The organism is Kribbella sp. NPDC006257, from assembly GCF_040613535.1.
In the GTDB taxonomy this organism is placed as follows: Bacteria; Actinomycetota; Actinomycetes; order Propionibacteriales; family Kribbellaceae; genus Kribbella.
In genome coordinates, this window is sequence record NZ_JBEXSJ010000008.1 from 17,055 (window position 1) to 34,898 (window position 17,844).

A 17,844-nucleotide genomic window follows, 5' to 3' on the forward strand; every position below is an offset into this window, starting at 1 on the left:
GCTTCAAGTCTCAGCGAGGCGCCGGGTCGGCCCACCGCGGGCGGGCCAACTCGACGCGCCGCAAGTAGTGGGCGTAACCCTCGTCGTAGAAGGCAGCACGGGCCGGATCCGGATCGATCTGCCGGGTCTCCGCGATCCACTCGGGCCCGGTGCTCTCCGGATCGGCAGCGCGCCGGGCGCCGATCACGGCTCCGCGCGCCGCGACCTGCGACGCCTCGGTCGTGTGCAACGGGCTGTTGAGCACGTCGGCAAGGATCTGCGTCCATTCGGTACTCCGTGCGCCGCCGCCGCAGACGGTGACGCGACCCGACCAGCCCGCCGCCTCGAGGCAATGCCGTGCGGCGTACGCGATCCCCTCACAGGTCGCCCGGACCAGGTCCGCCTGGGTGGTGGAAAGATCGATCCCGTCGAACGTTCCCCGCGCTCCGGTATCGACGAACGGCGCGCGTTCGCCGGCCTCCGAGAAGTAAGGCAGCACAGTCACGCCGTGGGCGCCGGCCGGGCTTTCCGCCAGCAGACCGGCCAACTGCGAGGTTCCGAGTCCGACGAGCGCGAGTACGCGATCGAGCGCCGCCGTACCGACCATGGCCGGCATCGCCCGCAACCAGGTCCCGGGCGTCCAGGTGCCCAGGAACAAGCCAGCAGGCTCTCCGTCAACCGGCAGCTCCTGCGTGACCACCTGACACGCGAGCGTCGTACCGACTGTCAGCAACGCGTCACCGACTTCGGTGACACCAGCCCCGGCAGCTGCTGCTGGCAGGTCGTACGGACCGGAGGAAACCCTTGTTCCTAAGGCGAAACCAGCACTCGCATCGGTCAGCTCACCCACTGGTGCAAGCTCGACCGGAGCCAGCAGATGCCGCCACTCCTGCAGACCACAAGCAGCCAGGGCAGCCTCGTCGTAGGAACCGGTCCGCGGATCCAGAAACGGCGCGGAGGCATCAGAGACGTCAGTAGCACGGACCCCGGTGAGCCGCTGCATCACCACGTCCTTGCAGTACGTCGCTGTGTGGGCACGCGCGAGCACGTCAGGTTCCTCAGCCAGTACTGCGGCCAGCAGCGGCCCCGAAGCGCCCGGGAACATCCGGTTGCCGGAAACACGGAAAACGTTTTCGGCGATGCCGTCGGACGTCCACCGCTCGAGGATCGAACTGCTCCGCGCATCCAGCCAAGAGATCGCGGGGCGGACCGGGCGCCCGTCGGAGTCGACCAGCCAGAGTCCGTCCCCCTGCGCCGTAATCGCCAACACCCCCAGCCGCGGTACCGCTGCCGGCTTCGAGCCGGCGATCGCGGCTTCCGCTCCTGACCGCAAGCCGACAGTCGCGGCCAGCTCGCTCAGGACCTCGTTGACTGAGGCAACGATCTCGTCGGTGTCGTGCTCGAACCGGCCCGGTCCCGGCCGGACCAGCCTGGTCGGCCGGGACGCCTCGGCGACCTGCTGCCCTTCGTCGTCGAAGACAACGGCCTTGGTCACCGTCGTCCCGACATCGACACCGACGTCCATGAAGCCTCCTAGAGTGGCGCGACTTCGACGTGAGCGCCGTGGTCGCGCAGCCCGTCGACCAGATCGGCCGGGGTCTTCTCGTCGACCACCACGACGTCGAAATCGGTCAGCGGAGCAAGCCGGTGCAGGGCGGTGCGCTGCAGCTTGCCGTGATCGACGAGCAGCACCTTGGTCCGCGCCGCCCGCAACATCGCCTGCTTGACCAGGACGATCTCCTGCTCCTGATGGAACGCGTGCGTCGGCGACACCGCCGAAACGCTGCAGAACAAGAGGTCTGGGTTCAGCGCCTCGACCGCCTGCGCGCACGGCAGCCCGCCGAACGAGTCGTGCGACGGCGAGTAGATCCCGCCGAGCGCGAGCAGCGTGATGTCGCGCAACTGGCTCAGCTTGCCGATCGCGGGCAGGAAGTTGGTCGCGACGGTCAGCGGGGTGATGTCCTCGAACAGGTCGATCAGCGCCAGCGCACTGGTCGAGTCGTCCAGCAGCACCGACATCCCCGGCTCGATCATCGCGCGGGCATGCCGGGCGAGGGCGGCCTTCTCGGCCTGCGCGGTGTTCAGCCGGTAGGCCACGTTGCTCTCGAACACGCTGGTCGGCTGGGCGGTCACGCCACCGCGGTACTTGCGGACCACGCCCTGGCGTTCCAGCTCGTCCAGATCCCGGTGCACCGTCATCACGCTGACCCCGAATGCCTCCACGAGGTCGTTCGCCGAGACGGAGCCGTGCTTCACGACGTACGCCGCGATCTCGGTTTGGCGCCGGGCCGGCCGGCTCAGCTCTGGGGAGTCACCATCGAGGTCGGAAGTCATGCCAGCTTCTCCATTCGTACCGCCGGGACGTTGTAAGCCTCCAGGCCTACTGTGTCCGGCTGCCAGCGGAACCGCACCAGCGCCGCGGGCCCGAGCGCTGGAAGCAGTCTGCGGTAGTCCCGCAACGGCAGGCCGAGCACCCGGCAGGTAAGCAGCCGGATCAGCGTGTTGTGCGCGACCACGAGCACCTTCTGGCCGGCATGTTCCTTCCCGATCTGCTGAAAGACCTCATACACCCGCTCGGCCGCGGCTGCTGGATCTTCGCCGCCTGGGAAGTGGTGACCGACCGGGTCGAGCTCGAACGCCTTCGCCACGGCGACGGGCAGTTCGCTGAGCATCCGGCCTTCCGCAGTACCGAAGTCCAGTTCGCGGAGGCGGGCGTCGACGACGGGTGGGAGACCGAGTGCTTCGGCGGTCGGGGTCGCGGTCTGCCGGGCGCGGAGCATCGGCGATGACCAGAGCGCATCCGGAGCGAAGTCTTCGGCCCATTCCCGCAACTGGTTCGCCTGCTGTCGGCCGACGTCGTCGATCGGGAGATCCGTGGCGCCGGTGTACCGGTTGCCGTGATGCCACTCGGTGCGGCCGTGCCGGGCGAGCACGATGACGGTCTTCATCCCAGATATCCCCGGCGATCCAGCTCGGCGACGAACTCGCCGTACAGGTGCTCGAGCCGGGCACTCGGGCGTGGCTCCAGCACCTCGGCGATCTCGACCATCCGGGCGGCGGTCTCGGTCACCGACGCGCCCGACGCGGCAAGGATTGCCATCCCGTACGCCGGATCGGGGGTGGCGGGCAGTTCGACCGGTACGCCGAGGATGTCGGCCCGGAGTTGGTTCCAGTACCCGCTGCGGACTGCGCCGCCGGTGAGGGCCACGGATCCGACTGGCTCGGCGCCAAGCTTCACCAGGTGCTCGAAGGCGAGTCGCTCGATGAAGGCGACGCCCTGCAGCACTCCGGCGTACCGGTGCTGGTCGTCCGGGAGGTCGCCGAGTTCGAAGCCGGTGGCGTCGGGGGCGACGAAGGGGAAGCGTTCGCCACGCTTGGTGAGCGGGTAGACGGCGGCGTCGATCGGACCGAGCACCCGGGCTCGCCGGTCGAAGGCGTCGAGGTCGGCGTCTGGTAGCAGGGTGCTGAGGGCACCGGCGCCGGTGTTCGATGCGCCGCCGGGGAGCCAGCCGCCGTCGGGGTGGCGATGCGAATAGACGGCGCCGGTCGGGTCGTCGAGGAGATCCTTGCTGACGCCTTTGAGGACGAGGGTCGTGCCGAGGACGGAGTTCCAGGCGCCTGGCGCGAGGGCACCGGCGGCGATCTGGGCGGCGCATCCGTCGGTCATGCCCGCGTAGATCGGAGTCCCTTCAGGGACCCCGGTGACCTGGGCTTTCGCTGCCGAGACCCTGCCGAGCTCGGCGCCGGGCAGGACGACCTCGGGAAAGAGTTCGCGACCAAGTCCCAGCCGATCGAAAGCGTCGAACGGCCAGCTCCGGGCAACCAAGTCATAGCCGGTCTTGAGCGCATGACTGGTGTCAGTCGCAACAGGGTGCCCGACAAGGTCGGCAGCAACAGCGTCCGCACTATGCGCAACGCGCCACTCGCTCGGGGTGGAGGGGGTGAGGGTGAGGATTTTGGGGAGGGCCCAGGTGGGTTGCATGGCTGTGGACCAGCGGGCGGGGTCTGCGGCGATCACCTTGGGGAGTTCGAGGGTGGCGCGGGCGTCGTCGTACATCAGGGCCTGGGTGAGGGGGCGGCCGGTGGTGTCGGTGAGGAGGACGGTGCCGGAGGTCGAGCAGATCGCGAGGCCGGCGACGGACGGGTCGGCGACCGCGGCCAGTACGGCATCGACGGCGGCGAACCAGTCGAGCGGGTCCTGCTCGTGCCGCACCTCGTCGGGGCGCGAGCTGGTCAGTGGGCGGGCGGCCCGGCCGAGCACGGCCCCGGACGCTGCGATCCGGACCGCGCGCACGCTCTGGGTACCGAGATCGACGCCGATCCAGGACGGTTTCCGCACGCTCCCGCCTCCCGTCGCCACCCGGCAAATGTTATGTCGATTGGTAACATAACATCAAGCGGCGATAACAGCGTCAGGAGTGCACCAAGATCAGGAGTGCATCAACAGCAGTGAGCGATCCGCGGTCGCGAGCTCGAGCCGGCCGGCGTCGATGGCGCCGTACGCACCGATCGGTCCGCTGGCGCGGCGGCCGTGCCGATTGAGCCAGAATCCCCAGCCGGCCGGCGCGTCCGGCCACTCCGGGTCGGGTTGCCAACCATGCGGCGGACGCCAGCTGTCGCTCGGCGGCTCGGGCCAGCTCGGTGGCGGATTGAACTTGTGCACGATGGCGGCCCTCCCGGATCCCCCCAGAGGACCCGATGATCGGAAGTGTCTGACAGATCAACGATCACTGCGACCGGACGTCACGGCTAAATCTCGGTAAAGAATATGGTGCCGATCGGCGCGTTGACCAGAGCAGCGGGTAGTGCGCGACCAGTCACTCAGAGGCATCCGGCACTCCACACGTCCGGTCGGCGGCCGGATGGGTACAGGTCGGTCATGGCGATACGACGGGCAGGCGCGACCGCAGTTGTCCGGGCACGGAGCGGGCGGTTGCTCCGGGGCATCGTGGCGATGGTGGCGTTCGCCCTGCCGGTGGTACTGCTCGGGTTCGCGGTGCGCCAGCAGTTCGATCCGTTGATCAGAGCCGACAAGGCGGCCAGCCGGGCGGCGACCGGGTTCAGCGTCCGGCACGGACTGTTGCCGCTGCTGGAGGTGATCCAGGTGGTCAGCCTGCCGATCTTCGTCTACCTCGCGGCGACCCTGGTGGTGATCTGGGTCTGGCGCGCGAAGCGGCTCAGAGGGCGGGCCTTGTGGGCGTTCGTGACGATGATGTTCGGCTGGGGAATCGGCGGCGTCACCAAGCCCCTCACCCAACGCGCCCGGCCGGTCGTCGACGATCCGGTACCGCACGCCCAGGGCTATTCGTTCCCCTCCGGCCATGCCTTGAACATCACCTTGGCGGCCGGTGTGGTGGTCTTCCTGCTCTGGCCACTGCTGTCCGCCGGCCGGCGCCGGATCGCCGTCGCGCTCGCGATTGTGGTGCCGCTCGTGGTGGGTCTGGACCGGCTGTTCATCGGTGCGCACTTCCCGTCCGACATCTTCGCCGGGCACGTACTCGGTCTGGGCATTATGTTCGCTTCATGGATCGGTTTCATCGGCAAGACGGCAGCGACCTCCTCACCAGGACCATCGCACCCGGCATAGCACTCGGCGGCGTCATCGTGGGCTTCGGCCTCGCGCTGGACGGACCACTCGACGGCCTGTCGCACGCGGAGGAGGCGGTCAACAAGGATCTTGCTTCCGATCGGACCGGCAGCTGGAACACCATCACCGCGGTGTGGTCGCAGATCGGCAACACGGCGGGCGTGATCGGCGTCTGCGTCATCGTCTCGGTGCTGCTGCTGTGGCGGACCCGGGACCTGTGGCTGGCGTTCGTCGCGCCGATCTCGATCGCGATGCAGGGGCTGATCTTCCTGATCGCGGCCAAGGTCGTCGACCGCGATCGTCCCCAGGTCCCGAAGCTCGACAAGTCACCACCGACGGCGAGCTACCCGAGCGGACACGAAGGCGCGTCGACCGGCCTGTACCTCGCGTTCGCCCTGCTCGCGTCGCGGATCGAGCGGCCCTGGCTGCGCTGGACCACGGTGATCCTCTGCCTGCTCATGCCGCTGATGGTCGCGTTCGCGCGGCTCTACCGCGGGATGCATCACGTCACGGACGTCGCCGCGGGGATGCTCAACGGCGCCATCTGCGCTCTGCTCGCCTACGGCTGGTACCTGCACTGCAGCCGTCGCCGCCAGCGAATCCGTACCGCCGGCCGGAGGACGGACAGCCGCCCTTGACATCGGCCCGGCACGGGCGGACCTTGAAGGCAGTCGATCGGATCGTGGGGGGACCATGGATTCTGATCTGGGCACCGTTGTGCCGAAGACCGGCGTCGTGCTGAACCTGTTCGGCGGAACGCCCAGGTTCGCGACCGTCCGGGCGCATGTGACGCTGCTGCGCGCCATCGTGGCGAACGGTACGAGCGCCGCACTCTTCACCGTCGAGGCCGGCCGTGATCCGTGCTCGCCCTGGCTGGCCGACTATCGCGAACGCCTCGCCAAAGCCGTCACACCGTGGCTGGAGGGCGTATCGCGACCGCTGGCCGAGGCGTGGGCCGGTGAGCGCGGACTGAACGCGGCACACCGGATCGCCTTGCAACGCTTGACCTTGCGCAGCAACACCGAACTCCTGGCGTTGGTGGTGGACAGCTCATGGGAATTCGAGACGTCCGGCCAGACCCGGTTGCTCGATCCCGACCTGATCCGGCCGCGGATCGCCGCACTCGCCGAGGCATTGGTTGCCCTGAACAACAGATTTCGCTAAGCAGCCTGGGCGGTTGCCTCGCTCAGCCGGACCGGGAGGACGCCGGAGGCCAGCAGCTGGTCGAATCCGGCCAGCTGCGTGCATGCGGCGGTGAGGGCCTCCGCCTGGGTACGGCAGCCGTCGACGTACCAGAACGGGTCGTCGGGCTGCCGGTCCTCGGCGTCGTCGATGTCGGCGTACCAGCAGTCCACGCCGTGGCAGTGGTAGTGCACCACGCGAACCTTGAGCTTCATGCCGCATACGACGTTCCCCATATCGTCGACGGTTCCACAGCCGGTGAAAGCTGACCACCTATTTAGTGCTGGTCTGAACTGTTTACGGGTCGGCTTCCATCGTTGTAAGACGGAGTATGAGGTTCCTCCGCCCCGCCCTGGTCATCGTGGCCCTCGCAGCATTGCTGACCGGTGTCGTCACCGGTCCGGCGCCGGCCGCCCAACTCCCCGACAAGCAGGCGATCTTGTCCCAAAGCTTCCGGAATCCGGTGAACACCGGCGCCGATCCATCGCTCTTCTTCTACAACGGCAAGTACTACGTGGCGACCACCACCGGTGATCACATCGGCATCTGGTCGTCTCCCAGCCTCGCGACGTTGTTGGTCGCACCCGAGACCGTGGTGTGGCGGGACACGAACACCACCCGTAACACACAGATGTGGGCGCCCGCGTTCCGGCACGTCGGCGGCCGTTGGTACATCTACTACACCGCCTCCGACGGCGTCGACGCGAACCACCGGATGTACGTGCTCGAGTCGAGCGGCGACGACCCGCAGGGCCCGTATCAGTTCAAGGCGAAGATCGCGGACTTCGGTGAGTACGCGATCGACGGCGAACCGATCACCCACAACGGTCAGCAGTACTTCGTCTGGACCGGTCCCGGACGTGGACAAGGTGGTCCGGCGCAGCTCTACATCGTCCGGATGAGCAACGCCTGGACGTCGACGGGCGCCCGGGTCGCCATTCCGGCGGACGGTGGCTGCACCGAAGTACGGGAAGGTCCTACGCCGCTCTATCGCAACGGGCGGACCTTCCTGACGTATTCGACATGTGACACCGGCAAGCCCGACTACCAGTTGTGGATGAAGAGCATCGCGAACGGTCTCGACCCGATGGTGGCGTCGAACTGGGTGCAGATCCCCGGCCCGAGCTTCTCCCGGAACGACTCGACCGGCGTCTGGGGACCCGGCCACCACTCGTTCTTCACCTCGCCGGACGGGACCGAGGACTGGATCGCCTATCACGGCAAGAACACCAGCACCTACACGTACTCCTTCCGCACCGCCCGCGTGCAGAAGATCGGCTGGAAAGCGGACGGTACGCCGAATCTCGGCAGCCCACTCGCGGCCGGCGCCACCCAGACCCTGCCGTCCGGAGACCCCGGTTCGGCGAACTACTGGATCAACGACACCGACACCGGAACCGGCCTGAACCAGGTCGAGTATGCCGGCAGCTGGAGCTCCGGGTCCGGTTGTGGCAACCAGTGCTTCTGGGGCAACGACCACTGGTCCGGCCAGACGAATGCGTCGGCCACGATCAGGTTCACCGGCACCAAGGTCGCGCTACTGAGTGTCCGCGACACCGGCAACGGGATCGCCGCCATCTCGATCGACGGCGGCCCGGAACAGCGGGCCGACTACTACAGCTCGATCCGGGTCGGCGAACAACTCAACTACGTCAGCCCGACCTTGTCCGCCGGCCCCCACACCCTCAAGGTGCGGGTGACCGGCGACAAGAACCCTTCATCCAGCAGCACCGTCATCAGTCTCGACCGGATCGAGGTGTACTAGCTGCTGTAAACCTCTAGTTCAACAACTCGCGAGTACGTCGGACCTTCGTTGCTAGCCAACACGAGGATCCGTACGGCGGTAGCCGTCACCGGGGTGAAGGTGGAGCTCTTCAAGCCCACCGAATTGCCTCTCACCTCGGCGATGGTCTGCCAGGCATCACCGACCCTGGCCTGCACGTCCCAGTCCTTCAGGCCGTACTTGGCAGCCGGGTACTGCTTCGAATCGAGCGTGTAGAGGTCGACCCGGCCGATGCTCTGCGGCTGGTCGAAGGTGACCTGGAGCCAGTCCGGGAAGTAGCCCTTGGTGGCGTCGTTCCAGCCGGTGGTCTTCGCCCAGTGCTCGGAGTCGCGGTCACCGTCGACCGCGCCGCAGGCCGGATACACCGGCAGGTGTTCGCTCGACGCGCTTACCGGCACGAAGCGAGCGAGGTTGCCGCTGTTGTCGGTCGGCGGCTCCCCTACCTGCACCGGAAGAGTGAGCTTCTGATCTCCCGCCTTGATCTCGATCGTGTAGTTGCCCGGCGCGGTGCCCCTTGGTGCGTTGACGGCGATCGGGACCTTGAGCGTGTAGCCCGGCGGCAGGTAACTGGAGACGAGCTTGCGCGACAGTGTCAGCGGTGCAGCCGCGTCGAGGAAGGCATCGGCGTACACGGGCGTCGTTCCGGTGTTGCCGAAGCGCAGCTCGAAGCCTTGTTTCGCACAGGGAACCGGAGTGACCGCCACCTGCGCGACGTCGGTCGCGATGGTCAGCCCCCGCTGGACGGAACGATCGGCCGCGGCAGGTCCCATGATGCCTGCGGCAACTATTCCCATCAGGGCAGCGGCAACTACGGCAATGGGGCGCTTCATCGGACCGCCTTCCCGGCAACGGTGTTCAGGCCGGGGTTGCCGGCCTCGACCACGAACGAGTGGATGGTGGAGATCGGCGCGCCGGGCCGATCGATGTAGGGCACCGCACGGAAGTCGACGCGGAGCTCGCGCTCATCGAACCGGAGTACGGAATACCCACGCTTCTCGTTGACCAGCTTCAGGTGCGGGTTGGCGGCCAGGAACTTCTCTCCGTTGGGCGAGACGTCGACGCCGTTACCGCCGCTGCTGAACGAAGTCGGCACCAGCTCGACTCCGTAGGTCTGCGACGACGGATCGGCGAAGTCGCGTTTCATCTCCATCGCGTAGCCCGCGTGGACGTCGCCGGTCAGCACCACCGGATTGCGCTGCCGATTCGCAGCGAGTCCGTCGAGCATCATCGCCTGGTTGGCGGCGTATCCGTCCCAGGCGTCCATGTTGTAGAGGTCCGCCGGACTCGGGTCGAGATCCATCCGGCTCATGATCACCTGGTTGGCGAGCACGTTCCAGGTCGCTCGCGAGCGATTCAGCCCAGCCAGGAACCACTGGGTCTGTTGCTGACCGGCCAGCACCCGCGCCGGATCACGCCTGGCATCGGAGTCCGCCTTCCAACCGTCTCCGGCGGCCTGGTCGGACCTGTACTGCCGGGTGTCCAGCACACTCAGCTCGGCCAGCCGACCGAAGCTGAAGCGGCGGTAGAGCATGTAGTCGGGTCCTTGCGGAGCCGGTCCGCGCAACGGCAGGTGCTCCCAGTACGCGCGGTACGCGTTCGCCCGGCGTACCAGGAAGTCTTCAACCGGGGCGTTGTTCTTCGAGACGAGTCCGGCGTAGTTGTCCTGTACTTCGTGGTCGTCCCAGGTGGTGATCCAAGGAGCGTTCAGGTGGGCCGCCTGGAGGTTCGGGTCCGACTTGTAGAGCGCGTACTGCAGCCGGTATCGGTCGAGCGTGTCCGCCTCGGTACGGAACTGGTCGGGCACCGGGTCGGGCAGGTTGCGCAATCCTCCGGCCGCCGAAACGCCGAACTCGTAGATGTAATCGCCCAGGAAGACCACCGCATCGACGTCCTCGGACGCCAGATGGCCTTGGGCTGTGTAGTACCCGTCCGTCCAGGCCTGGCAGGAGCTGACCGCGAGAGTCAGCTGACCGCCTTGCTGACCAGGTGCCGGCGCAGTACGGGTGCGACCTATCTGGCTGAGATAACCGTCGACGCGGAAGCGGTACCAGTAGTGCCGACCGGGCTGCAGACCCTGTACGTCGACGTGCACGCTGTGGGCGAACTCTGGTCGGGCGGTAGCCCGGCCGGCTCGCACGACCTGGCGGAAGTGCTCGTCCTTCGCGACCTGCCAGTCGACGCCGACCTCCTTGTACGGCGCGCCGCCGAGTGGCTCGAAGGGCTTGGGCGCCAGCCTGGTCCAGATCACCACGGCATCGGGCAGCGGATCGCCCGAAGCGACGCCGAGCGTGAACGGGTTGCCGGTCAGGCCGCCGGACGCGCCGCTGCCGACGGCCGTGCCCGGAAGGTTGGTTCCGAACGCCACCGCGGTGGCGGCGCCGGTGAGGGTGAGGAACCGGCGTCGGGCCAGTCTCACCGCGGGTCTGAGATCTTCGGTCACTTGATCAGGGCTCCTCTCGCAAGTGCCTCACCCGGACCGGCCCGAACAGGCCTGACGTCCGCTGTCCTCCGAACACGAAATGGGTCGGGCTGACCGCGTCCAGGTAGGGCGCGACCGTCCCGAAGACCTCGATGTCGAGCGTGTGCTCGCCCGCCGGTGCGGTGAGCTCGAAGACGTACGGTGTGCAGAACCGGACTCCTGCGCTGCGGCCGTCGAGGAAGACCTCAGCCGTCCCACGCACCTTGCCGAGGTCGAGCTGGGAGCGATCGCCGGTAGTGGTGATCCGGCGGCGGTAGCGGACGCCACCGCTGAACTCAGCGAGCCCCAGCTCTTCCCAGTCGCCCAGGCCGATCCGGCCAGGACCGACGATCGCCCGGATGGGTCCGGCAAGGGCTGCACCCGCCTCGAAGCCCGGCTCGGTCAGCAGTGTCAGTTGGCCACTGCGGGCACCGGCCGGAACCTCGACGGTCAGCCGACCGGTTCCGGCGGCGATCTCGGTCCCGTCCACGGCGAGCACAGCATGGACGGCGAGATCGAACTCGAGGCGAACTGTGCCCGGCGGGAGATCGAAGCCAAGGTACTCGACCCGCTGTGGCTCGAGGCGCGGCACCGCGAAGGTGATCGGCTCGACCACCGAGGTATCCGTGCCGTCCAGCCAGGATGCCGCCGGCAACGGATGCGGACGGCGCGTCAGGTACAAGTCGGCCAGTGCGCGATGGCGCTGCCGCCGACGGACCACCTCCACCCGCTCACCAGCGACCTCGCAGGACCAGTCGTGATCGGACACGACGAGCCCGTCGACGAGGATCGGCGCCGACTGGTCGACCTCGATCGAGATCTCGTTCTCACCCGGTCGCAGCGCGGCCGCCACGTCGTACCGGCGGACCCGCGGCGTCGGACGCTCGTACGGGAGGAATCCACCCTGCCGACCGACCTCGTTGCCGTTGACGAACAACCGCGCCGAACCGCTCGCGGTCAGGGTGAGCTCTGATTCACCAGCCGGTACGACGGTTGTGGTGAACCGGTTCGCCGTGCCCGGCGGAGGTGGTGTGGCGGACGCGATCCACTCGGGACGCCGATAGGCCGCTGGATCACGGACGAAGGCCAGGTTGGCCCGAAGCGGTAAATCGTCGGACGGCGTCAGGCGGAGTTCGACCGTGTGCCTCCCGGCCGGAAGGCTCAGACCTCCGGAGGCGAAGTGACCGCCGGCGTCGTCGATCGGCAGGAGCTCGCCGTCGACGACCAACTCCTTGGCGGCAGGTGCCCCGACGACCACCGTGGTGTCGAGCGGATCGTCCACGGTGAAGGCGGCCCGGAAGGAAACCGACTGTCCGGCTGCGACCACGCCGAAGTCGAGGAACTCTTCCGGCACGTGTCCTTTGGGGCCCAGAGAGTCCTTGTGGATCGGGTCGTTGCGGATACCCAGCCGCTCCGAGTACTCGACCGGGGCGCCTTCGATCAGCCCGTGCGGCCCGAACGTGGCATGGGCGGAATTCCAATGCTCATCGCCCTCGACCCGATGCCGCAACGCCCAGCGCTCCACTACGAATTCACCGCCAGCCGGCCAACTGAAGTCGCCCCAGGTGTTGTCCAGCGTCGGCAGCAGGGTGGCTTCCCAGTCACCGACAAGCAACTCCTCCTGCCAGTTCACCACTGATGATGGCGTGGCACTGTCGTTGCCCGGAGCAAAGATCAGAAGCGCAGCCGGTCCCTGATCGAAGGGGACAACAACCTCGGTGATGTCGCCATCCACCTTGCAGGCAAGGGGTTTCGGCTCACCACCGAACGGCGAGACCAGCATCGGCGAACCCGGCGCAGTGCGAACCCTGACCGTCACCTCACTGAGATAGCGGTCCGGATCGAAGTCGTAGCCGACCGTCGCCCAGTCGTGGCTGATCCCTCGCTCGACCGTCCGGCCGTCGCCGACCCTGGTCGCCGTCCATTCGGTCGCCGGCACGAAGACCACCAGCGACCCATCCACCTCGCGGACAAGCACCGGAACCTCGGCGTCCACCCGTCGCGCCAGCCGGGCCAGTACGCCGGGGACCTCGGCCGCGGTCGCCACCAGGTGCGCCTCACCCCGCAAGAACCGTTCCCGCAACAGAGCGACAGCCTTGTCGCCGCCGGCCACGCCTCGGGCAGGCAGCGCACCGACCGCGACCAGCAGACCGCCGGCCGTGACGAACTCGTCCAGCCGCTCGGCCACCGGACCTTCCAGAACCGTTGCCGCTGGCAACACAACTGCGGCGTACTCCTCCTCCGCGATGTACAACCTCGGTCCCGCGCCCACCTCCGCACCGGCGAGGGAGTCGTCGTCGATGACATCGGCATCGATCCGGGCCTGGTCGAGCACACCGAGCACCGGCGCGAACCAGGTCGCGTCGCCGATCAGCTCGCGATAGACCTCCTGCGCTCGAACGGCGTCAGGCCCGGGCCCGTCCATGGTCAGGTCGGCCTGGGCGGTCACGGTGGGGAACAGCACGGCGACGTCGCAGAGATGCCGACCCATCGACAGTACGGCGCACAGCCGGGCGACCGTGTCGGCGAAGTGCTTGTGGTGGCGCCAATACGGCTGACGCCAATCCGTCGACGGTGGCGCCCACTCCCACCAGCCGGCGCGGGTCGTGTAATAGACAGCGTGCGGGTTGTAGAGGGTGGCGCCGGTCCGCAGCCAGGGCAGCAGCCAGTCGAAGGTCTCCTCCAACGTGCCGCCCCAGCCCGTGGAGTGGAAGGCCTCGATCCAGGTTCGCGGCCGTTCGTAGAGATGGGCGAGTGACGAGTGGATCCGAGCGTCACCGTGATGATCCGAGCCCGGTGCGCTGAACCAGCGATGAGTCCGCGCGTAGTCGGCGTACAGCTGAACGCCCTCGATCGGGCGGCCGGCCCGGGCCGGGTCTTGCTGGTCGCAGCCGACCAGGAGCCCGTAGCGCTCGTGCCACTCGTGCAGCGGCTTGAAGAATGCCTCTTCGGCCAGCGTCGCGCGAAGAGCGTGGTAGTCGCGTCGCACCTGATCCGCATCCGGCGACGGACTCCCCCAGAGGGCGCCGAGACGGTCCCGCAGGTCGTAGCCGTACCTGCTGACGAACTCGTCGGCGAAGTCGGCCGACCAAGTGGGCATCGACGGAAGCTCATCCTGGAAGGAGCCGACTACCACCTTGCCCAGCCGGTCTCCCAGACGACGCGCGAACTCCCCGTGAACCTGGTCGAGCAACGTAGTACAGGCTTGTTTGCTCAGGTAGTCGAAGCCATGGTCGGTGTCGTAGAACAAGGAGAGCCTGGATTCCATCGGCGCCTCGCACTCGGCTTTGTCGCCGGTCGTGGTCACCGGTTGCCCGGGCCCTCCGTCGAGCGGCTCCAGGACAGCGGCGATCGGGCGCCCGCCCGCCGGGCACCGCAGTACCAGCCGCCCGGTGCCCGAGGTTGTTGCCCGCTGCAACCGACGCCCGGCGTACGCCGGGAAGCCGGCCACCAGTTTCGCCTGCAGGTCCGCTCCCGAGAAGCCGAGCTGGTCGTAGAACCACAGCGAGACGCCCAGCTCCTCGGCATCCCGGCAGACGCCCAGGAAGATCTCCCACCAGGCTTCGGACAGGAACGGCGGATCGTCGGCATCGCAACCGTGGTCGGAACCGGCAGGAGCCAGGTTGAGTACGACGAGTTGGTAGACGCCGCCTTCGACGAACCGCTCGAGCTGCCAGCGCAACCTGGCCGGGTCCAGCGGTTCGCCGCTCCACCACCAGATCGGGACGGGAGAGAAGGACCTCGGCGGATCGGTCAGGACCGCCGCCAGTCGCTCGGGGAGGGGCACCGGCTATCCCTTCAGGCCGCTGGAGAAACCGCGGATGACGTAGCGCTGCAGGAGCAGGAAGACGACCAGGATCGGGAGTGCGGCGAGGACCAGGCCGGCTGCGACCAACCCGTAGTCGGACGTGTATTCGTTGACGAAGGCAAAGACCCGGACCGGCACGGTCTCCCGGCCGGAACCGCCGAGGTAGAGCAACGGGGTGAAGAAGTCGTTCCAGATATGGACGGCGTTGAGGATCAGGACGGTGCCGGTGATCGGCCGGAGCAGCGGGAAGATCACGTACCCGAAGGCCTGGAGGTGTGAGGCTCCGTCGATCAACGCCGCATTGGTGTAGTCGGCAGGCAGCGAACGGATGAAGCCGGTGTAGAGGAAGACCGTGAAGGGCAGCTGGATCCCTGTGTAGAAAAGGATCATGCCCTGGTAGGTACCGAGCAGACCGAGATCGTTGACGAGTTGGTAGAGCGGGATCATGCCGAGCTGGAACGGAAGGATGATCCCGACCAGGAAGAGGATGTAGAGGCTGTAGCTCAGCCGCGAGGCCCGGCGGGCGAGGAAGTACGCCGCCAGTGAGCCGAGCACGATCAGAGCGATCACGCTGGAGACCGTGATCAGCGTGCTGTTGAGCAGCGCGGAGCCGAGTGAGGCCGACTGCCAGGCGGTTCCGAAGCTGTCGACCGACGGCGGGTTCGGTGGCGACAGCGGCGCGTTCGCGATCTGCCCGGGATCCTTGAACGCCAGCGTCACCAGGGCGTAGACGGGGAAGAGGAAGGCGACCGCGGCGGCCACCATCACGATCTCCAGCACGAAGGTGCGCGGCCGGTACCCGGTCCTCATGCCGCCGTCTCCCTTGACCGCAGATAGCCGATCTGGATGAAGGACACGGCTGCGACGAAGATCGCCAGCACCAGGGCGACCGCGGTGCTGTAGCCGAACTTGCCGAACACGAACGCCTGCTTGTAGAGCACGGTCGACAGCGTGTCGGTGGCGTAGCCGGGACCGCCGTTGGTCATCGCGATGATCTGGGTGAACAGCGTCAGCCCGCCGACCGTGGACAGCATCACGTTGATCGTCACGGCCGGCGCGAGCAGCGGCCAGGTGATGTGCCGGAACCGGGCGACCGTGCCGGCGCCGTCCACCATCGCGGACTCGTGCAGTTCCTGCGGCACGCCTTCGAGGCCGGCCAGGAAGATCACCATCGAGTAGCCCGCGCACTGCCAGATCACCGTGAAGGCGACCGACCAGATCGCCAGCGACGGATTCCCGAGCCAGTCCTGCCGCAACGAGCCGAGGCCGACCGCGTTCAGTGCCGCATTGAGGCCCGCGTCCGGCGCCGGGTTGTAGACGTACTTCCAGAGAAACGACACCATCACCGGACTCACCACGACCGGCGCGAAGAAGATGACCCGCAACACCATCCGGCTCTTGATGGTGGTGTGGACGCCGAGCGCGAGCAGCAATCCGAGGCCGTTCTGCACGACCACGATCGCGACCGTCAGGAACAGGGTGTTCCGCAGCGCGCCGAGGGCCTGGTCGTCATGGAGGAGCTGCTTGAAGTTCGTCAGTCCGACGAAAGACCGCTGCTCCCCCACACCCGACCAGTCGGTGAAGGCCGACCCGGCACCGACGATGCTCGGGTAGAGCATCACCAGCGCGTAGACCAGCAACGCCGGCGCAGCGAAGAACCAGGGTGGCGCGATCCCACCGCGCCGGCCTACCCGGCGTACGGGCGGTGGTGCCGGCTTGACGGGAGGCGCGATGAGCGCCGTCATGCAGACTTCCGGTAGGCCTCGTCCATCTTTTTCAGGGCTCCGTCGACCGTGGTTTTTCCGCCGAGCAGTTCCTGTACTACGGCGAAGTGGGTGGGCTGGACCTCGGCGTTCGGCCACCGCTGGTCCATGAAGGGCACTGCCTTGTTGTCCGCGAGGAACGGCAGGAAGGGCTTGAGTACCGGGTCCACCTTGGCTTCGCCCTCGGAGTACAGCGGGACACAGGCGACGGCCTCGGCCCACGCATTGACGACATCCGGCTGACCGCAGAACTCGATGAACTTGCGGGCCTGGTCGGCCTTCTTGCTCTTCGCACTGATCGCGATGCCGACCACGATGCCGCCCGGGATCCAGTTGTCCGCGACGGAATCGGTGGCCGGGAACGGGAACATGCCGAGGTCGTCCGGCGACGGCGCCGCCGCGCGGTAGGCCTGCAGGACGGCCGAGACCTGGACGGCCATCGCCGCCTTGCCGGTGCCGACCATCGAGGTGGCCTGCTCGTACGTCGTACCGTTCGGGTTGTCGTTGAAGAAGCCACGCTTCTGCAATTCCAGGTACTTGCTCATCGCGTCGGCCCAGCCGGAACCGGCGAAGGTCGCGGAGCCGGCTGCCATCTTGTCGTCGAAGTCGGGCTGCTTGGAGTAGACCGTGCCGGGCACCAGCGCGTAGTTGATCAGCTGTGTCACCCACGGCGTCTGGGCGCCGAGGGCCAGCGGCACGATGCCCTTCTTCTTCAGCGCCTCGCAGACCGTGAGCAGCTCGCTCCAGGTCGTCGGCGGCTGTACTCCGGCCGTCGCGAACGCCTTCTTGTTGTAGATGGCGCCGAGGACGCTGGTGCCAGGCGAGAAGATGTAGGTCTTGCCGTCCTGCTGGTAGGCGCCCTTGAACCCGGTCGGGATCTTCTGGGTCCAGGCCTGGTCGCTCAGGTCCGCCAGCAGCTTCGCCTTGCTGAGCTGGACCATCGACATCGCGCTGCCGTTGCCCGGGTAGACCGCGTGCAGGTCCGGCGCGTTGCCGGCCGCCAACTGCGCCCGCAGGGCCGTCTGCAGCTGGTCGGCGGGCGAGAAGGACAGGTTGAAGTCGAAGTCCGCGTTCTTCGCCTTGTACTCGTCCAGCGCCTTGCGCAGGCCGGCCTCCTGGCTGCCCGCGCCGATGATCTTCAGCTGACCGCCGGAACTGCCGGACGAATTGCCCCCACAGGCCGCCAGGGTGCCGACCGCGGCCGCTCCACCCATCAGTTGCAGGAGCCGCCGGCGGCTGACGGGACGTTGCTCGATGACGGATGCCACGGTTCCTCCAGAGCTC

The 17,844-nt window shown here is 67.5% G+C and carries 16 protein-coding genes; 4 read left to right on the forward strand and 12 right to left on the reverse strand.

Annotated elements, in window-relative coordinates; translation table 11 throughout:
• Positions 1-10: 10 nt before the first annotated feature.
• The 5 genes from ABZ004_RS11860 to ABZ004_RS11880 form a co-directional block, all read right to left on the reverse strand.
• Positions 11-1,504 carry an FGGY-family carbohydrate kinase gene (locus tag ABZ004_RS11860; RefSeq protein WP_355679795.1) on the reverse strand — a complete coding sequence of 498 codons (1,494 nt, stop codon included), beginning with the start codon at positions 1,502-1,504 and terminating at the stop codon, positions 11-13.
• Positions 1,505-1,512: 8 nt separating this feature from the next.
• Entirely contained in the window at positions 1,513-2,313 is an 801-nt protein-coding gene (locus tag ABZ004_RS11865) for a DeoR/GlpR family DNA-binding transcription regulator (protein ID WP_355679796.1), read from the reverse strand.
• Positions 2,310-2,927 carry a histidine phosphatase family protein gene (locus ABZ004_RS11870; RefSeq protein WP_355679797.1) on the reverse strand — a complete coding sequence of 206 codons (618 nt, stop codon included), beginning with the start codon at positions 2,925-2,927 and terminating at the stop codon, positions 2,310-2,312. Before ABZ004_RS11870 ends, ABZ004_RS11865 begins: the two co-directional genes overlap by 4 nt.
• Positions 2,924-4,318 carry an FGGY family carbohydrate kinase gene (locus tag ABZ004_RS11875; protein WP_355679798.1) on the reverse strand — a complete coding sequence of 465 codons (1,395 nt, stop codon included), beginning with the start codon at positions 4,316-4,318 and terminating at the stop codon, positions 2,924-2,926. The genes ABZ004_RS11870 and ABZ004_RS11875 overlap by 4 nt, the downstream gene beginning before the upstream one ends.
• Positions 4,319-4,408: 90 nt before the next feature.
• On the reverse strand, positions 4,409-4,642 hold the full coding sequence (locus tag ABZ004_RS11880) for a hypothetical protein (RefSeq protein ID WP_355679799.1): 234 nt from the start codon (positions 4,640-4,642) through the stop codon (positions 4,409-4,411).
• A gap of 216 nt (positions 4,643-4,858) precedes the next feature.
• On the opposite strand from ABZ004_RS11880, the gene ABZ004_RS11885 reads away from it, so the two are divergent.
• Genes ABZ004_RS11885 through ABZ004_RS11895 form a run of 3 tightly spaced genes read left to right on the forward strand, consistent with a single transcriptional unit; the run spans position 4,859 to position 6,730 of the window.
• The gene (locus ABZ004_RS11885; RefSeq protein ID WP_355679800.1) at positions 4,859-5,566 is read left to right on the forward strand and encodes a phosphatase PAP2 family protein; all 708 of its coding nucleotides are present in this window, start codon (positions 4,859-4,861) and stop codon (positions 5,564-5,566) included.
• Positions 5,503-6,204 carry a phosphatase PAP2 family protein gene (locus ABZ004_RS11890; RefSeq protein WP_355679801.1) on the forward strand — a complete coding sequence of 234 codons (702 nt, stop codon included), beginning with the start codon at positions 5,503-5,505 and terminating at the stop codon, positions 6,202-6,204. Before ABZ004_RS11885 ends, ABZ004_RS11890 begins: the two co-directional genes overlap by 64 nt.
• Before the next feature lie 55 nt (positions 6,205-6,259).
• Positions 6,260-6,730: a hypothetical protein gene (locus ABZ004_RS11895; protein WP_355679802.1), complete on the forward strand. Its 471-nt coding sequence runs from the start codon at positions 6,260-6,262 to the stop codon at positions 6,728-6,730.
• Here the strand turns inward: ABZ004_RS11895 and ABZ004_RS11900 are convergent.
• Positions 6,727-6,984 carry a hypothetical protein gene (locus ABZ004_RS11900; protein ID WP_355679803.1) on the reverse strand — a complete coding sequence of 86 codons (258 nt, stop codon included), beginning with the start codon at positions 6,982-6,984 and terminating at the stop codon, positions 6,727-6,729. The genes ABZ004_RS11895 and ABZ004_RS11900 overlap by 4 nt on opposite strands.
• A 95-nt stretch (positions 6,985-7,079) precedes the next feature.
• Here ABZ004_RS11900 and ABZ004_RS11905 point away from each other — a divergent pair, with 95 nt between their 5' ends.
• Positions 7,080-8,513, forward strand: a complete 1,434-nt coding sequence (locus tag ABZ004_RS11905) for a glycoside hydrolase family 43 protein (protein ID WP_355679804.1) — start codon at positions 7,080-7,082, stop codon at positions 8,511-8,513.
• On the opposite strand, the gene ABZ004_RS11910 is transcribed toward ABZ004_RS11905, so the two are convergent.
• The 6 genes from ABZ004_RS11910 to ABZ004_RS11935 are packed head-to-tail and all read right to left on the reverse strand — an operon-like array spanning position 8,510 to position 17,828.
• On the reverse strand, positions 8,510-9,361 hold the full coding sequence (locus ABZ004_RS11910) for a discoidin domain-containing protein (RefSeq protein ID WP_355679805.1): 852 nt from the start codon (positions 9,359-9,361) through the stop codon (positions 8,510-8,512). The genes ABZ004_RS11905 and ABZ004_RS11910 overlap by 4 nt on opposite strands.
• Positions 9,358-10,971 carry an alkaline phosphatase D family protein gene (locus tag ABZ004_RS11915; protein WP_355679806.1) on the reverse strand — a complete coding sequence of 538 codons (1,614 nt, stop codon included), beginning with the start codon at positions 10,969-10,971 and terminating at the stop codon, positions 9,358-9,360. The genes ABZ004_RS11910 and ABZ004_RS11915 overlap by 4 nt, the downstream gene beginning before the upstream one ends.
• A gap of 4 nt (positions 10,972-10,975) precedes the next feature.
• Positions 10,976-14,776: a hypothetical protein gene (locus tag ABZ004_RS11920; protein ID WP_355679807.1), complete on the reverse strand. Its 3,801-nt coding sequence runs from the start codon at positions 14,774-14,776 to the stop codon at positions 10,976-10,978.
• A gap of 3 nt (positions 14,777-14,779) precedes the next feature.
• A complete protein-coding gene (locus ABZ004_RS11925) occupies positions 14,780-15,607 on the reverse strand; it encodes a carbohydrate ABC transporter permease (protein WP_355679808.1) in 828 nt (275 codons plus the stop codon).
• Positions 15,604-16,542: a sugar ABC transporter permease gene (locus tag ABZ004_RS11930; RefSeq protein WP_355679809.1), complete on the reverse strand. Its 939-nt coding sequence runs from the start codon at positions 16,540-16,542 to the stop codon at positions 15,604-15,606. Before ABZ004_RS11930 ends, ABZ004_RS11925 begins: the two co-directional genes overlap by 4 nt.
• Positions 16,539-17,828 (reverse strand): extracellular solute-binding protein, encoded by a 1,290-nt coding sequence (locus ABZ004_RS11935; RefSeq protein WP_355679810.1) that lies wholly within the window; start codon positions 17,826-17,828, stop codon positions 16,539-16,541. Before ABZ004_RS11935 ends, ABZ004_RS11930 begins: the two co-directional genes overlap by 4 nt.
• Positions 17,829-17,844: the final 16 nt, after the last annotated feature.

Coding starts and splice junctions, on each gene's coding strand:
- ABZ004_RS11860 (WP_355679795.1), bottom strand. CDS start 1,504: ATGGACGTCGGTGTCGATGTCGGGACGACGGTGACCAAGGCCGTTGTC.
- ABZ004_RS11865 (WP_355679796.1), bottom strand. CDS start 2,313: ATGACTTCCGACCTCGATGGTGACTCCCCAGAGCTGAGCCGGCCGGCC.
- ABZ004_RS11870 (WP_355679797.1), bottom strand. CDS start 2,927: ATGAAGACCGTCATCGTGCTCGCCCGGCACGGCCGCACCGAGTGGCAT.
- ABZ004_RS11885 (WP_355679800.1), top strand. CDS start 4,859: ATGGCGATACGACGGGCAGGCGCGACCGCAGTTGTCCGGGCACGGAGC.
- ABZ004_RS11890 (WP_355679801.1), top strand. CDS start 5,503: ATGGATCGGTTTCATCGGCAAGACGGCAGCGACCTCCTCACCAGGACC.
- ABZ004_RS11895 (WP_355679802.1), top strand. CDS start 6,260: ATGGATTCTGATCTGGGCACCGTTGTGCCGAAGACCGGCGTCGTGCTG.
- ABZ004_RS11900 (WP_355679803.1), bottom strand. CDS start 6,984: ATGGGGAACGTCGTATGCGGCATGAAGCTCAAGGTTCGCGTGGTGCAC.
- ABZ004_RS11905 (WP_355679804.1), top strand. CDS start 7,080: ATGAGGTTCCTCCGCCCCGCCCTGGTCATCGTGGCCCTCGCAGCATTG.
- ABZ004_RS11910 (WP_355679805.1), bottom strand. CDS start 9,361: ATGAAGCGCCCCATTGCCGTAGTTGCCGCTGCCCTGATGGGAATAGTT.
- ABZ004_RS11925 (WP_355679808.1), bottom strand. CDS start 15,607: ATGAGGACCGGGTACCGGCCGCGCACCTTCGTGCTGGAGATCGTGATG.
- ABZ004_RS11930 (WP_355679809.1), bottom strand. CDS start 16,542: ATGACGGCGCTCATCGCGCCTCCCGTCAAGCCGGCACCACCGCCCGTA.